Origin of the sequence: Labilibaculum manganireducens (assembly GCF_002843385.1) — a bacterium.
In the GTDB taxonomy this organism is placed as follows: domain Bacteria; phylum Bacteroidota; class Bacteroidia; order Bacteroidales; family Marinifilaceae; genus Labilibaculum; species Labilibaculum manganireducens.
Genome location: NZ_MVDE01000008.1, coordinates 32049 through 47909 on the forward strand (window position 1 = coordinate 32049; position 15861 = coordinate 47909).

Consider the following 15861-nt stretch of genomic DNA (forward strand, 5'->3'; position numbering starts at 1 on the left):
AAATATTCTCCTTTGGGAGAATAACGAGAGCCTTTATGCATTACTTTTGCAACTCAAAACAATCAATAACGAAAAAAAAAATCTGTCATAAATAATAGGGTTTCCTTTGCGGATAAACCTTAGCATGACGGATTCTTCCTGAACTTTATCAGGCCAACTATTATCATTTAAATTATTAACAAATGAACACTATTTTTAGACCTAAATTATTCACTGTACTAAAAGATTACAATTTACAAGCCTTTCAAAAGGATTTGTTTGCAGGAATTATTGTAGGTATAGTTGCTCTTCCTTTGGCCATTGCCTTTGCTGTTGCATCGGGTGTTTCGCCCGAAAAAGGTTTAATTACAGCAATTGTGGCTGGTTTTATCATTTCTTTATTGGGTGGTAGCCGTGTTCAAATTGGTGGACCTACCGGAGCTTTTATCGTAATTGTTTACGGTATCGTAAGTCAGTACGGCATTGATGGATTAATGATCTCAACATTTTTAGCGGGTATTATTCTGATTCTGTTTGGGGTGCTGCGCATGGGAGCGGTTTTAAAATTCATTCCCCATCCTTTAATTGTTGGTTTTACTTCGGGTATTGCTCTGGTTATTTTCTCTACCCAAATTAAAGCAGCCTTTGGTCTTCAGATAGCAGAAGTTCCATCTGAATTTATTGGAAAATGGGCTTGTTATTTCTCTAATATTTCCAGTCTCAATATATATGCAATCGCGATTAGCGGGGGTACAATCCTATTGACCTTATTCGCCGGTAAATTGATTCCTAAAATACCTGGATCCTTTATCGCAATTATTACAATGACCGCGCTTGTGCAGGTTTTTGACATGCCTGTTAACACCATCGAATCGGTATATGGAGACATTCCCAATTCATTTAGTTTCTCGGTTCCAACTGTTGACTGGACCAATCTTCCAAATTACTTTCAACCTGCCATTACCATTGCTATTTTGGGAGCAATTGAGTCTTTGTTATCCGCAGTAGTTGCCGACGGTATGATCGGTGGAAATCATCGGTCCAATACAGAATTAATTGCACAGGGAATTGCCAATATCTTCTCTCCAATTTTCGGAGGAATTCCGGCAACAGGAGCTATTGCGAGAACTGCAACTAATGTTAAGAACGGTGGACGCACACCTGTTGCGGGAATGATTCATGCACTTACTCTATTATTAATCATGCTGGTATTTGGACGATGGGCAAAATTAATTCCAATGTCGTGTCTGGCAGGTATTTTAATAGTGGTTTCCTACAACATGAGTGAATGGAGATCTTTCAAATCTATTCTTAAAGGTTCAAGATTCGATATTATCGTTTTACTCACCACTTTCTTCTTAACCGTATTGGTTGATTTAACCATCGCCATCGAAATGGGAATTGTACTGGCATCTTTAATCTTCATGTATCGAATGTCAAAAATAAATGGCGTAATTCAACATGAATCTGAATCGGATGAAATACAGAATTACAATCAAATCCCTAAGGAAATTGAAATATATGAAATTAGCGGCCCGTTCTTTTTCGCCGCAGCCAAAAGATATCAGGAAACCCTTCGCAACCTAAAAAGTTCTACATCCGTTCTTATCATTCGAATGCGTCATGTTCCTTTTATGGATACCACCGGAGTTCGAAACTTCACCGAAATCATTGAGGATCTGGAAAGCAGAAAAACAAAGGTGATTTTATCAGGAGTAAATTCAGAAGTAATGGGCGATTTACGAAAAAGCGAAATTAATCACTTAATAAGCAACGAAAATATTTTCGATAATTTTGATGATGCTGTTATTGCTGCAAAAAACTTACTGTAGTTAATAAGAAACTTTAAAAGTAAAACCGGACAATAGGTATTCATCCTAAAGTCCGGTTTTTTCATGTTTAATCCCCTAAAAAAACATAAAAACTAAACTACTAATTGAAATTCGTTTTGCAGGGCACTCACAATCATATCAGGAACTTGATGTGGTTTTCGGGTTTTACTATCCACAAAAACCACCGTAGATGTTGCAGTACATGTTTTTTCTCCTCTTCCGTTTTCAAATTCGAACTCAAATTTGAAACGAACCTTGGGCAATTCTTTTATTTTGGTTCGAACCGTTAATTCTTCATCGTATCCTGTCGGTTTTAAATATCTTAGATTCATTTCAATTACAGGAAGCATGATATTATTATCCTCTAACACCTTGTCGTTTATGCCGAATTGACGCAACAGTTCCGTTCTGGCCTGGTGACAATAGTTAACGTAGTTGGCATGATAGACGTACCCCATTTGATCTACCTCGTTGTATCTTGGCCGTATTTTATATTCACCAATAATCATTGTTCAATTTTTAGTTCGGAAACATCAACTTTCTTCCAAAGTTCAGATAGTGCGTTGCCAATTTCCGAATCTTTATTGTACTCCAAAATTGTTTTTTTCTCTACCATCGAGTAAACTACTTCTTCGGAAAAAGGCAGTTTTCCCATCAATTTAATTCCCTGTGTAGTAAAAAAGTTCTCCATTTGCATGGAAATTTCTAAATTGATATCATATTTATTGATTAGAGCATACATCGGTATTTGGAACGACTGCACCAACTCTACCAAACGCACCACATCATGAAATCCTGATTTGCTGGGCTCTGTAACCAAAATTACAGCATCGGCTCCGGTAATAGACGCAATTGCCGCACAGCCAATTCCCGGAGGCCCATCGTTTAAAATAAAATCAGCATTCTTTTCTATGGCAATTTCTTTAGCTTTTTTGCGGATTTGAGTCACCAATTTGCCGGAGTTTTCCTCACCCGGTCCCATTTTGGCATGAACCAAGGATCCAAAACGCGTATCGGACACAAACCAATGATTGTTACGGCTTCGCTCTGAACTGATTGCTCCTGCAGGACAAATACGTTCACAAAGACGACAACCTTCGCATGCAAAAGCATCGATATGTAAGCCTCCACCCGATTTAAAATGAATGGCTTCGAATTTGCAATGCTGTCTGCAAAGACCGCAATTGGTGCATAAATTGGTATCAATAGAAGCAACCCAGGCTCCCTCAAACACATGTGTCTCTTTATTTTCCGGTTGAAAAATAATGTGAAGATCAGCTGCATCAACGTCAGCATCCACAAAAACAGTATTTTTAATCACCGAAGCTAAAGCTGCCGTAATACTGGTTTTTCCTGTTCCACCTTTACCACTAAGAATAGTTATGTCCTTCATTATCAATTCAATTTCTTCAAATACTCAACCACCTTACGATACTCCTTCGCGAATTGAAGGGGAACACAGCTCACAATTTTCCCTTTTGCATACAAACCTGCATACTCTTTACTAAAAGGAATTGCACCCAATAAATCAATATTTTCGGCCTTTAGGAACTCATACACTTCAGAATCTCCTAATCCGGCTTTGTTTACAAAAACACCAAAAGGTTTATTCACCTCACGCAGTAAATCAACTGTAAGCTTTAAATCATATACTCCGAATGGAGTTGGCTCTGTCACTAAAATCACAAAATCGGCATCCGAAATGGTCTCAACAACCGGACAACTTGTACCAGGTGGTGCATCGTAAATCAGAATATCATGTTCGCCAACTAAGTTCTTCTTTAAATCCTTAATCAACATAGTCTGCAATGGAGAACCAACCCTCAAATTGCCTTCCATCAGACTCAAATCATTACCAATATTGTAATTGGTAACCGTTCCAATGGCATTTGTGGTTTCGTGAATAGCGTCAAACTGACAGGCCACAAAACAAGCACCACAAGAATGACACAAATCCTTATTTACAGCCGCATACTGCACTGATGGCATCATTACTATTACATTAAACTCACAATATTCTTCGCATTTTTTACAAAATGTACATTTCGAAGTGTCTATTTTGGGAATCACCTGCTCTGATAATTTCTCGCTCTTAACCGAGAAATTCCGAAAAAACAAAAGATCATTCGGTTCTTCCACATCGCAGTCAACCAGCTGTACACTTCTTGTCCAATGTTCATTGATGGAAGAAAATAAATTAACAGCAAAAGTTGTTTTACCTGTTCCTCCTTTGCCACTTGCAACGGCTATTTTAAATGCCATAAACTCCCCTCCTGCTTTTTTGTAATGATCAAATCTCCCTTATTCACACCCAACATTTCAGCCATTATATCACATTTTGCCATGAGCATAAAATAAAGCGATTCCTTTTTTTCATTTAGCAAGCCTTCAAAATTCCCCTGTCCTTTAGAAATCACAACAGCCGCTTTTGTATACAGTTCCTGAAATTCCTCTGAACAATTATCCACTAAGGTTGAAGGTGCATCATGACCATTCGATATCACCCGGCAGACATCCTGCATTCCTACTTGTTCAGCATCCTCAAGAGTCACATCGTTAATTATCGGATTTCCCCGAACTACATAAGTTAAGTTTGGATGATTCAGATGTTGAATAAAAAGCTTATCGAAAACTATTTCGCCTGCATTATCGCCTAAATACAAAACCGATTCTGCTTTTTCTATTTCAGCAAACATCTCATCTCTGTCGTCCAAAGCAAAATCAAGAGCCAGTAATTCTTCTATTTTAGCTGGAATATTGGTTGGTACACTATGTGCTCCATAATCAACAATATTGCCAACAACAGCTAATTTTGCGGCAATATGCAGTGATTCATCATTCTCATTCACAAATGCAACCCATTTTTTATACTGCGAATTCAAAATTGAATTGGCATGTTTCTTCTCCTCACGGTACAAATCATCATTTTGTATTTTCTTTTTCGCCAAACGATGAATCAGCAACGCCAGATAAGGATTTGAGAGGTGCTTACAATTTGTTAGTAAATGATTTACTTCAGAGGAAAAATCGCCGGCAACTTCCCCCTGAAGATTAAATTTGTCAATTAGTAAATCCACCGTTTTGGAATGGCAAGTCAAACACCTGTTATCCATATTTAGTGGTCGCAATAGTTAGCTGTAAAGCTTAAACTTTCATCTAAAAATCCTTTTACCAATTCTTTAGCATCTAATTGAGGTGCTCCAACAAATACATTTACATTGTGTTGATTAAAAATTTGAATGGCTCTGTTTCCCATTCCTCCGGCAATTACATCGGTAACCCCTAAGTCAGCTAAAAACGGAGGCAACAAACCTGGTTCGTGTGGTGGTGCAGCCACTAATTCTTCTGTAACAATAGCTTTATCCATTACATCAAGCAATGCAAAATGCGAACAATGGCCAAAATGTCCATCCAAAATTCCATCTTTAACCGGAATTGCAATTTTCTTTTTCATGTGTTTATAATTTTAAGTTTTTGTCAGATGGAACTTACCATGAACCGATAATCATGCCTCTTTGTGTCACAATTACCAGTCCTGGACATTTCACATAAGTATTTTATTTCAACTCAATTAATCAATCCCAAACAAGAGGGAATACTATTTTATTCTTTGTATCAGATACAGCACAAGAGCTATTGATATTATTCAAGAAGAACAATATCAACAAGACTCTTATGCCTCTTACTAATCAGGATACATTTTTAATGAAACCAAGGAATAAATATCTAATCACTTATTTTCCTTCGTCGAAGTCTTAGTCTTCCGGCACCTCCTCGTCCAAAACCAAATCCTTGTCCTTTGCCTCCTTCAATGGTTTCATCCTTAAATTCAGTCTCACTGTCCATCCTCTTGTTGCTGTTACAACGCCCCATTCCTCTTCCTGTTCGAGCACCTTTTCGCTCCGGACCACTTCGATCTAAATCTGGCATTTCAACCTCCTTTTTTAAATTGATTTACTACTTTTCAATCTTTTTCCCTGCCCTTTACCGCAACCACTTTTTCGTTTCAATCCTAATCCTTTCCCTAACTTCTCCAATAGAATGTTTTGGTCAGATTCAGAACACTGTCCTAGTCCTCTTCCCGATTTTGAACCTTCTCCATCGGGTCCTTTTCTATCCAAGTGTGGCATAACATTTTATTTTAAGATTTCAATTTGTTTATAATGTGCTGCACTGTGTTATTATCATTTTGCAGCAACACCATTTGAATATTGAACTTTTCAAGCAATTCTTTTGCTTTAGGCCCAAAATCACCTGAAATTACTTTTTGAGCACCCAGTTCGACTACCTTTTCAACAGTTTTGGTTCCTGCTCCGCTTTGCGAGTTGATATTTTCATTCTCGATAAAACTAATTTCTCCTGATTGATCATCATACAAACAAAACCAACCTGCTCTTCCAAACCGCAAATCAAAAATTGAATTCAATTGATTTCCCGTTGATGTAATAATTGTCTTCATATTCTTATTTATTAATTAATTCGATGTGTTTGGAATTACAAGCCGGACAAGTTTCTTTGTCCATAGTTTCCGGAATATTGAATCTTGCATTGCATTTTGAACACAAATACCAATTCTTATCCATAACCGCATTCCCAAAAACAGTTCTTATTTCCTTTGCTTCTACCAATGCTGCAGCAATTTTTCTTCGGGCACTTTCGTAGATTCTCGCAAAAGTTGGCCTCGATATGCCCATTAAACCGGCAGCTTCATCATGTTTTAACAAATCGTAATCTGCTAACTTCAATGCTTCATATTCTTCATAAAGCAAATCAATTGATTTCCGACTCTTAGAATTTACACCAAAGGGTTTATAACCCTTAAATCTTGGTGGTTCCACAACTTTTCGCAATCTGATTTTTCTAGGCATAGGGATTTATTTTCAACAAATATAATGAGAATATTCTCACTACGCAAATGTAACTGGTCTTTACTAACAAAGCTATATAGCAAAAAAAAGAGGCTCTGCAGCCTCTGTTAAATCTTTATCTCTTACAAACCTTATGCTTCTTCTTCCTGAGAAATAAAATGGGCAAATTGTCTTTCAACAGTTATTGGCTCGGTCAAATACAATTCTCCAACCTGTTTCGACATTACATCCGGAAACACATATTCTTTCCCCTTAATTAATCCTTCTACTATTTCTCTGGCAACATTTACAGGAGAATCTTTTTCCATTTCCAGATCTCTTGTCATATCAGTATTGATAGGTCCAGGATATACTCCCATAACAAGAATATTAGTCAAAAACAATTCTCCGCGCAAGCCTTGTGTAATACTATGAACGGCAGCCTTCGAGGCAGAATATGCTCCTGCAATTGGCATACTGGCCAAGCCCAATAGCGAAGAAATATTTACAATAGCGGCAATTTCCCTCTGTTTTAAATAGTCTATTAAAGAAACAGTCAACTTTACCAAACCCCAAACATTTACTTCAAAATTTACAGCCATACTGTCTAATGTTTCATCCGAACAGAATCCTCCGGATTCATAAACACCAGCATTATTAACTAAGATTTCAACATCCTTCGCTAATTTTGCAGCCCTAATAATTGATCGATCATCCCTTAAGTCTAAAAGTATCGGAACCAAACGATTCCCATACTCAGGTTTAAGATCATCCATAGATTTTAAATTCCTTACTCCCGCATACACTTTTTTTGCCCCCTTTTCGAGTAGCTCAATGGTTATTGCTCTCCCAATTCCTCTGTTAGCTCCACTTACAAAAGCTACCCTATCTTTAGGGGACACTTTGATTTCATTCATCACAACCTCCATTTTTGGTTTAACTTATTTGAATTGATTCTACTCAATTTACAAATATCCCGCTCCAATAGCAATGCAAATTATCTATCCAAACACTATTTAGATACAATAGGATCATTTTGAACATATCCCGTACGAATCAAATGGACTAATTTTTCTATCTTTGTTTTTGTCTTTTAATTTTGGCAATTTCTTATCGGGGTGCGAGTAATCTATAATCTTTTCCAATAGCATTCCCGGCTGGAGATGAAAAGAAATTGAACGACACAAATAATAACCGGACTCTGGAGATACATCTTTATGGATCCGGTTATTTTATTTTAAACTGCAAACCACACGCATTTCAAAATAAATAGAACTATCATCAACCAAAATATTTACCAATATGTCAACGAATTATTTCAAAGCCTATCCTGACGAAAAAGGAAATTTTGGCCAATACGGAGGAAGTTATATTCCTGAAGTTTTAGAAGAAGAGATGAAGAAAATTAATGAGGCTTACTATTCAATTAGTAAATCTCACGAATTTATCTCAGAACTAAGAAGCATCCGTAAGCACTTCCAGGGGCGTCCCACTCCTGTTTATTTCTGCAACCGCCTATCCAATAAATATGGTGGAAGAATTTATCTGAAACGCGAAGATCTAAATCATACAGGAGCGCATAAATTAAACCATTGCATGGGTGAAGCTCTTTTAGCCAAATACATGGGCAAAAAAAAGCTGATTGCTGAAACCGGTGCCGGTCAACATGGTGTTGCATTAGCCACTGCTGCCGCCTATTTTGGATTGGAATGTGAAATTCACATGGGGGAAGTCGATATTGCCAAGGAACATCCAAATGTCGTGAGAATGAAAATTCTTGGAGCAACAGTTGTACCGGTAACTCATGGACTAAAGACATTGAAAGAAGCAGTTGATTCTGCTTTTATGGCTTACCTTCAAGATCCGGTTAATACAATTTATTGCATTGGATCAGTCGTAGGACCGCATCCATTTCCTATGATGGTTCGCGAATTTCAACGTGTAGTTGGAATTGAAGCAAGAGATCAATTTCAGGAAATGACCGGAGAACTACCGGATAATATTGTTGCTTGTGTTGGTGGAGGAAGTAATGCAATGGGAATTTTCTCGGCCTTTTTAGAAGATGATGAGTGTAAATTGCATGGCGTAGAACCTGGCGGACGTTCTCTCGATAAAGGGGAACATGCAGCAACTCTAACCTTTGGCAAACCAGGAGTAATACACGGATTCAAATGCTATCTTCTTCAGGATGAAAAAGGAGAACCCGATCCAGTATATTCTGTTGCCAGCGGATTGGATTATCCTGGTGTCGGACCTGAGCATTCTATGCTTAAAGATCTGAACAAAGCTGAATATCATTCCATTACAGATAAAGAATGTATTGATGCTTTTTATGAATTGAGCAGAGAGGAAGGAATAATTCCTGCACTGGAAAGTGCGCATGCTGTGGCGTATGCATTGAAACTTGCAAAAGCAAATCCGAAACAATCTATTTTGGTAAACCTAAGTGGCAGAGGTGATAAGGATATCGACTTTATTGTTGATACTTACGGATTGCCCGAATAAATTACCACAAATAAATTTGTATCATAAAATCAAATGTCACTTTTCGAAGTGGCATTTTTTTATCCCTCATAATTGCTTTTAGTAAATTAATTAACTGAGAACATTAGAATTTAGTTTGTTCAGATTTATTTTTTTGACTTATATTTGCCTTACTATGGAAAATAAATTTAAATTCGCAAAAGATTTAACGAAAGAAATGGAATTCATTACTTCGAGAAGTAGTGGTCCGGGCGGGCAAAATGTGAACAAAGTTAATTCTAAAGTTGAACTTCGATTTTCTGTTTTCGAGTCAGAAATACTGACTAAAAAAGAAAAGGAAATCATCTTTCTAAAATTATATCATCATATCAATAATCTGGGTATACTATCGGTAACTGCGCAAACAGAACGTTCTCAGGTTCAAAATAAAGAAATAGCAATCCAAAAGTTTTATCGATGGCTTGAAATTGCTCTAACTCCTGTAAAACCTAGAAAAAAGACCAGACCAACAAGAGCTTCGAAAGAGAAAAGATTAGAAGAGAAACAGGCTCTTGCACAAAAAAAAGAAAGCAGAAAAAAACCTGAATTATAGAGATATTAAAAAAGGGTGATCCAATGGATCACCCTATATATTTTTGTTGGAGAACTTCAATTTACATGTTTGCAAAGAAGTCGTTTCCTTTATCATCAACAATAATAAATGCAGGGAAATTTTCCACGCGGATTTTACGAACTGCTTCCATTCCTAATTCTGGAAAATCGATCACCTCGATAGATTTAATGCTGTTCTTTGCCAATACTGCAGCAGGCCCGCCAATTGATCCTAAGTAGAACCCACCATTTACTTTACAGGCATCGGTTACAGATTTGTAACGGTTCCCTTTGGCTACCATCACCATAGAACCTCCAACTTTCTGAAAAAGATCAACATAAGAATCCATACGTCCGGCAGTTGTTGGACCGAAACTTCCTGAAGGCATTCCTTTTGGTGTTTTTGCAGGACCAGCGTAATACACAGGATGATTCTTGAAATACTCAGGCATTTCTTTTCCTTCCTCCAACATTTGTTTGATTTGCGCATGAGCAATGTCACGGGCAACAATCAAAGTTCCTGTTAAACTCAATCTTGTTTTAATTGGGTATTTGGTCAATTCTTTCAGAATATCTGCCATTGGCTGATCCAAATTGATTTCAACAGCCTCCTTCAAATGCGGAGCTTCTTTTGGCAAATACTGAAATGGATTTCTTTCCAGTTCTTCCAAATAGATTCCATCTTCGGTAATTTTAGCTTTCACATTACGGTCAGCACTGCAGCTTACGCCTAAACCTACCGGACAAGAAGCTGCGTGACGAGGCAAACGAATTACTTTTACATCGTGAACAAAATATTTACCACCGAACTGAGCTCCAATTTCACTCTTTTGGCAAATCTCTTCAATTTTTTTCTCCCATTCCAAATCACGGAATGCCTGACCACCTTCGTTACCTTCGGTTGGCAAATGATCGTAATATCCGGCAGAAGCCTTCTTCACCGTAGCCAAAGTTGCTTCGGCCGAAGTGCCGCCAATTACCAATGCCAGGTGATAAGGAGGACAAGCTGAAGTTCCTAAATCACGAAGTTTATTTGTTATGAAAGTGGTTAAGTTCTTTTCGTTTAAAAGAGCTTTGGTTTCCTGATAAAGGAAAGTTTTGTTTCCTGATCCGCCGCCTTTGGTTACAAATAAAAATTCGTAAGTATTCCCCTTGTTTGCGTAAATATCAATTTGTGCAGGAAGGTTATTGCCTGAATTTTTTTCTTCGAACATCGAAAAAGGAACAACCTGAGAATATCTCAGATTTCTTTCCTGGTAGGTATCGTAAACTCCTTTAGAAAGGTGCTCAGCATCATCTGCTCCGGTATAAACATCTTCTCCTTTTTTTGCTACCACAATTGCTGTACCGGTATCCTGACAAGTTGGCAATTCTCCTTCAGCAGCAACTACCTGATTCAGTAACATAGTGTGAGCAACAAAACGATCATTGTCTGATGCTTCATTATCCTGAAGAATTGTCTTTAATTTATTTAAATGAGCAGGACGCAGGTAAAAAGACACATCTGAAAATGCTTCTTTCGAAAGCATTTCAAGCCCCTTTGGATCTACTTTTAAAATTTTTCTTCCATCAACTTCAACAGTTGAAACGTAATCTGTTGTCAGTAAACGATACTTGGTAGTATCCTTTGTTATTGGAAATGGTTTCTGATAATGAAAATCGGACATGATATAGTATTTTAAATTTTGTATTTGCGAGTCAAACGACAATAATCAAAAATGCATATTTTCGCCTTAATTAAAGTCATAGACAAATATAAGATAAATTGCAGTTTGAGGATCTGGAAATTAGCTATTCTATAACATTGTCCTGCAACATAAGCTTAGTAATTTCTATTCTTTCAGATGGCATCAAAATCCCAATGAATCCAAAATTTTCTCATTCAGCTGTCTGTTTTTGCCTATGTAAGGATAACAGTGAATGTGGATTGCCGGATTAAAATTCATTTCAATTATGGCATAATTGTCTTTTGCTGCCGGCTGATTCACATCCTCAATCATCATATCCAAACCTGTAATCTGAACACCAAGTGCTTTTGACGACTCTATTGCAATATCTTTGTATGACTGATGAATATCGTCCGTATAATCAATACTATCGCCACCCGTACTTATGTTTGAATTCTCCCGCAGGTAAATTACCTGATCTTTTTTAGGAACACTTTCGAAACATAACCCCTGCTCTTTTAAGAACATTTCTTCAGCCTCTTCCAACCGAATTTTTTCAAGCGGTGTCCGATATCCTTTTCCACGCAAAGGATCCTGATTTTTAATGTCGACCAACTCGCGAATGTTTTTTTCACCATCTCCTTTTACATTGGCCGGAACTCTGTGCAAAATACCACACACCTTATCTTTTATTACAAAGAATCGGAATTCCCTACCCGAAATAAACTCTTCAATAAGGATACTTCCATCGTGTTCAAAAGCAATATCAACAGCTCTTTTGTAAACCTCTTCGTCTTTATTTTCTTTTAAAATAGTAATTCCCAAGCCAAAATTTGTCGATTTAGGTTTTACTACAATCCCTTTTCCTTCAAACAAATCAAAATCAGAACGTGCTTGTCTGGCATCCTGATAATCCAATCCGGCAGGAACCCTAATTCCACCTTTTTCAAGAATTTTCTTCGTTACCAGCTTATTCTCCATCATTAAAACACTTGAATAGTTATCTAATGATGTTCGGGTAGCCTGCATTACATATTCCGTTTTATCTCCCTGGCTTAAACTGATGAAATTTTCGCATCGGTCCAATATAGTAAACTCCACTCCTCTTCGTAAAGCCGCCTTCATAAGTAATTGAGAAGACAATTCCAGATCTTCGAATCCATGAAAGCGAAAACCACTCATCTCACTTTCTTCCTTGTACTGCTTAGCTTTGTTCAAATGGAAATTAATAAAGCCCTCCTCTACAATTCGCTGTTTCACTTTAAATGAAGTTCGCTGATCGGGATTTTTAATAAAATTTGAAATTTCGGCAAGAGATCCCTGATAATCAGAATCATTAATTAAATCGGCTGTTCTTGCAAAATCAGTAATGTCAGAAAATAATTCGTTCAACATCTTTTTTGCACATGTTTCCTGTCCATCAAAATTCATAAGCATTAGCTCGGAATTCAACCCATGACATGCAACCAAATCCTGATTATTGGCAGCCACCTTTTGGTCTGCTTCATTGTACTTATCATTTTCAGCGGTGAATAAACAATACAACAGAAATAAATGTGTGAAATACAATCTATTTTTAGATACTCCCGATTTTTCAAAGGGATCTAAATCCAGAATACGAACTTCCAGATGTGATATTTTTTTGCTCTTTTCATCGAATTTTAACCGAATAGGAAGATAAAGCTCCTCTCCTGCCAATATTTTACCTGTTTGAATCAAGTTAGACACAGACTTTTTATAATCCTCCAGACTGTTAAAATCGACATAAAATTCTTCTATATTTCTATATCCCATAGAACTGTTTCGAATGGAAATAGCATTTCCACAGCTCATGAAACTCTTTTTCCCTGTTTTTAACGATTTCATTTTAAAAGAAGGATCAGAAATCGGACTCTCCCCAAATAACCAGATCAGCATCCATCGGTACCGCATAAAATTCCGAACCATTTTTAAGTAAACAGACTCACGAAAGCTTTCCAAATCGCTGTTGCAATGATTCGCTTTTTTCAACTTGCGCTCTAACCTGTCTGATAAAGAAAAATTAAAGTGAATCCCGGAAAGCATCTGTCTTTCTTTCCCATATCGATTGGCCAATTCCTCTCTGTATTTCTCTTTATGAATTCCTTTCTCTCCAAATTTAGCAATTGGTATCTCCTCCTCCTGAGGCAATAAAGGAGGTAAGCTTTGAGGCCAAAGTAATTCATCAGTTAAATTCTCAGAAATTACATCCTGCAAAGTCTCTAAAAAACCATGAACTTCAGCAATACTATGCAAAGGAGGTGTTATCATCTCCACCTGACTTTCCGAAAAATCAGTTGTAATAAAAGGATTCTGAAATTTATCACCCAAAATTCCCGGATGTGGTGTCGTTGCCATCTTACCCGTGTAATCGACTCTCACATTTTCCTTTTCAATGCCAAATTTACCGTTCTTCAAGCTCTCACGAATCCCTTCTAACCGAAGTGCTTCGTTGATATTATTAATAAGATGATCCATATATCAGAATTTACCAAATGTATTATTTTTAAAATATGTTCGTAATAAAAAGTAAAGAACAATGCCTTTTAATATACTGCTTCCGGTGATGCTCCACCAAACTCCATTTAAACTTAAGACCGTATAAAAACCAAGAAAATAAGCCCCAGGCAGTCGTAATGAAGTAAATATTACACTTACAGCAGCTGATATTTTAGTTTTTCCAAGACCATTAAAAACCCCGGCACTAATCATTTCCAAACACATAAATAACTGCGATGCTGCCAATATCATTAAATAGTCCTTCCCCATTGCTATACTTTCAGCCTCAGGCACAAAAATGGAAAATAATGTTTTGGGTAAAATCAAGAAAATCATTGTAGTTACAGCTCCTACAGCCAGGGATAACCGCAAACCCGCTTTATGAATATTAGGAACCTCGGTAATATTTTTTGCGCCGTAACTATGCCCAACCATAATAGTTACAGCTTGCATAATTCCTCCAACAATCATAAATGTAATCGACTCAATTTGAACACCAATTTTCTGAACAGCTATCGCATTTGGTCCCCAATCTGCAATGATTCTGGCAAGAAAAATGTATATCACCGAAAAAGAAATTCGCTGCACCGCAGCAGGCATTCCAACCTCAAATAAACTTTTTAATTTAGTTGCATACGGCAACAGGCCTTTGAAATAAATGGTGTCAAATTTTTGATAGACAAAATAGAAATACATCAGGCTGCATGTTCTACCAATTATTGTCGCTATTGCAGCTCCTTCAACTCCCAGATTAAATACAAAAATCAATACTGGATCAAGTACAATATTCACCAAAGTTCCAATAATACTGGCCTTAAAGGAGATTTTTGTTTTACCATGAGCATTAAAAATACTGATGAACAAAAGGTTCACAAAACTGATAATAATCCCAAAGGAGCTTATCACCAAATATGAAACGGCCATTTCATTAACATGAACATCTTTCATTTGAAAAAAGCCAATGAATTGTTCCGGAATGGCTAAAAATACGGAAGTAAATAGAATGGCAATACCACCAATTCCCCATAATCCAGCGGTTGAATATCTTCCTGCCGCATTCATATTTTCGGCACCCACCGAATGTGCGATTTTTATATTTGCACCTACTGTTACAATCGAAGCCATTGCCCAACCCAGCTGTAGAAAGAAACCTGCAGAACCAACTGCTGCCACAGCTCCACTTCCCAAATATCCCACCCAAATCATATCGGTAAGATTATAGGTCATATGCAAAAGAAACGAGCCGATAATCGGAAAAGCAAGCTTTAGCAGCTTTTTCCCAACTTCGGAATATTTTTGTTCTCTTCTAAGTAAACTGGTAATGAATTTTAACATCTACTAAACTTCATGTGTGAGTGCAAACGGATATGAATCAAAAACGGATGTGATTTTAGCAAGAAAAACACATGCTCTATTTAAGCATTTGATGAATTAATATTTCCAATTCATTTTTTAAACACATGGCTTTCCCAGCACTGCAGTTAAGCGATTTTGCCATTTCCAAGGGTATATTTTTAGCTTCTTCTTTTAGATTCTTTCCTTTTTCTGAAAGATAAATGCGAACCTTTCTTTCATCTTGGCAACACTTTGTTCTTTTAATAAAAGATAGCTGTTCCATTCGTTTCAAAAGCGGCGTTAACGTATTTGTATTCAAATACAATTTGCATCCAATTTCGTTAACACCAATCCCGTCTTTCTCCCATAGAACCAAAAACACCAAATACTGAGGATAGGTAATTCCGAGCTGATCAAGATAAGGCTGATATTGTCTTGTCATGAGTCGAGAGGCTGCATATATCGTAAAGCACAATTGATTCTCAAGTTTGAGAGGATTGAACTCTTTGTTAGCTAAATTGTCCATATTTATTATTTATATCGCTTGCGATGCAAATTAACGAAATTGTCTGTTAAGATCAAAAAATATAACCTTGTATATCCGGACAT

Annotated in this window: 17 protein-coding genes; 3 read left to right on the top strand and 14 right to left on the bottom strand. The window is 37.0% G+C overall.

The genetic code is table 11. The annotated features are described in order from the left end of the window. The first annotated feature begins 182 nt into the window (after positions 1 to 182). Entirely contained in the window at positions 183 to 1811 is a 1629-nt protein-coding gene (locus tag BZG01_RS07100; protein WP_101309131.1) for a SulP family inorganic anion transporter, read from the top strand. A gap of 92 nt (positions 1812 to 1903) precedes the next feature. On the opposite strand, the gene BZG01_RS07105 is transcribed toward BZG01_RS07100, so the two are convergent. From BZG01_RS07105 to BZG01_RS07150, 10 genes are all read right to left on the bottom strand, one after another. After that, a complete protein-coding gene (locus BZG01_RS07105) occupies positions 1904 to 2320 on the bottom strand; it encodes an acyl-CoA thioesterase (RefSeq protein ID WP_101309132.1) in 417 nt (138 codons plus the stop codon). Beyond that, entirely contained in the window at positions 2317 to 3204 is an 888-nt protein-coding gene (locus BZG01_RS07110) for a P-loop NTPase (protein ID WP_101309236.1), read from the bottom strand. The genes BZG01_RS07105 and BZG01_RS07110 overlap by 4 nt, the downstream gene beginning before the upstream one ends. Before the next feature lie 2 nt (positions 3205 to 3206). Beyond that, positions 3207 to 4073, bottom strand: coding sequence for a P-loop NTPase (locus BZG01_RS07115; protein WP_245870302.1), 867 nt, complete (start codon positions 4071 to 4073; stop codon positions 3207 to 3209). After that, a complete protein-coding gene (locus tag BZG01_RS07120; protein ID WP_101309133.1) occupies positions 4058 to 4924 on the bottom strand; it encodes a damage-control phosphatase ARMT1 family protein in 867 nt (288 codons plus the stop codon). The genes BZG01_RS07115 and BZG01_RS07120 overlap by 16 nt, the downstream gene beginning before the upstream one ends. A 2-nt stretch (positions 4925 to 4926) precedes the next feature. Then, positions 4927 to 5265: a NifB/NifX family molybdenum-iron cluster-binding protein gene (locus BZG01_RS07125; protein ID WP_101309134.1), complete on the bottom strand. Its 339-nt coding sequence runs from the start codon at positions 5263 to 5265 to the stop codon at positions 4927 to 4929. Between the two features lie 272 nt (positions 5266 to 5537). Then, complete coding sequence (locus BZG01_RS07130) at positions 5538 to 5741, bottom strand: DUF5320 domain-containing protein (protein ID WP_101309135.1); 204 nt, start codon at positions 5739 to 5741, stop codon at positions 5538 to 5540. Between the two features lie 14 nt (positions 5742 to 5755). Beyond that, on the bottom strand, positions 5756 to 5941 hold the full coding sequence (locus BZG01_RS07135; RefSeq protein WP_101309136.1) for a DUF5320 domain-containing protein: 186 nt from the start codon (positions 5939 to 5941) through the stop codon (positions 5756 to 5758). A gap of 11 nt (positions 5942 to 5952) precedes the next feature. Continuing rightward, the gene (locus BZG01_RS07140) at positions 5953 to 6270 is read right to left on the bottom strand and encodes a NifB/NifX family molybdenum-iron cluster-binding protein (protein WP_101309137.1); all 318 of its coding nucleotides are present in this window, start codon (positions 6268 to 6270) and stop codon (positions 5953 to 5955) included. Between the two features lie 4 nt (positions 6271 to 6274). Next, positions 6275 to 6679, bottom strand: a complete 405-nt coding sequence (locus BZG01_RS07145; protein WP_245870304.1) for a DUF134 domain-containing protein — start codon at positions 6677 to 6679, stop codon at positions 6275 to 6277. Positions 6680 to 6810: 131 nt separating this feature from the next. Further along, positions 6811 to 7575 carry an SDR family oxidoreductase gene (locus BZG01_RS07150; protein ID WP_180327250.1) on the bottom strand — a complete coding sequence of 255 codons (765 nt, stop codon included), beginning with the start codon at positions 7573 to 7575 and terminating at the stop codon, positions 6811 to 6813. A 385-nt stretch (positions 7576 to 7960) separates the two neighbouring features. Between BZG01_RS07150 and trpB the strand changes: the two genes are divergently transcribed. Next, positions 7961 to 9163 carry a tryptophan synthase subunit beta gene (gene trpB, locus BZG01_RS07155; RefSeq protein ID WP_101309139.1) on the top strand — a complete coding sequence of 401 codons (1203 nt, stop codon included), beginning with the start codon at positions 7961 to 7963 and terminating at the stop codon, positions 9161 to 9163. A 154-nt stretch (positions 9164 to 9317) separates the two neighbouring features. Further along, positions 9318 to 9734, top strand: a complete 417-nt coding sequence (arfB, locus tag BZG01_RS07160) for an alternative ribosome rescue aminoacyl-tRNA hydrolase ArfB (protein WP_101309140.1) — start codon at positions 9318 to 9320, stop codon at positions 9732 to 9734. A 61-nt stretch (positions 9735 to 9795) separates the two neighbouring features. Here arfB and BZG01_RS07165 read toward each other — a convergent pair whose 3' ends face one another. The 4 genes from BZG01_RS07165 to BZG01_RS07180 form a co-directional block, all read right to left on the bottom strand. Beyond that, complete coding sequence (locus tag BZG01_RS07165) at positions 9796 to 11400, bottom strand: fumarate hydratase (protein ID WP_101309141.1); 1605 nt, start codon at positions 11398 to 11400, stop codon at positions 9796 to 9798. A gap of 183 nt (positions 11401 to 11583) precedes the next feature. Then, on the bottom strand, positions 11584 to 13896 hold the full coding sequence (gshAB, locus tag BZG01_RS07170; protein ID WP_101309142.1) for a bifunctional glutamate--cysteine ligase GshA/glutathione synthetase GshB: 2313 nt from the start codon (positions 13894 to 13896) through the stop codon (positions 11584 to 11586). Between the two features lie 3 nt (positions 13897 to 13899). After that, positions 13900 to 15252, bottom strand: coding sequence for an MATE family efflux transporter (locus BZG01_RS07175; RefSeq protein ID WP_101309143.1), 1353 nt, complete (start codon positions 15250 to 15252; stop codon positions 13900 to 13902). Between the two features lie 76 nt (positions 15253 to 15328). Then, positions 15329 to 15778 (bottom strand): MarR family winged helix-turn-helix transcriptional regulator, encoded by a 450-nt coding sequence (locus tag BZG01_RS07180; protein WP_101309144.1) that lies wholly within the window; start codon positions 15776 to 15778, stop codon positions 15329 to 15331. Positions 15779 to 15861: the final 83 nt, after the last annotated feature.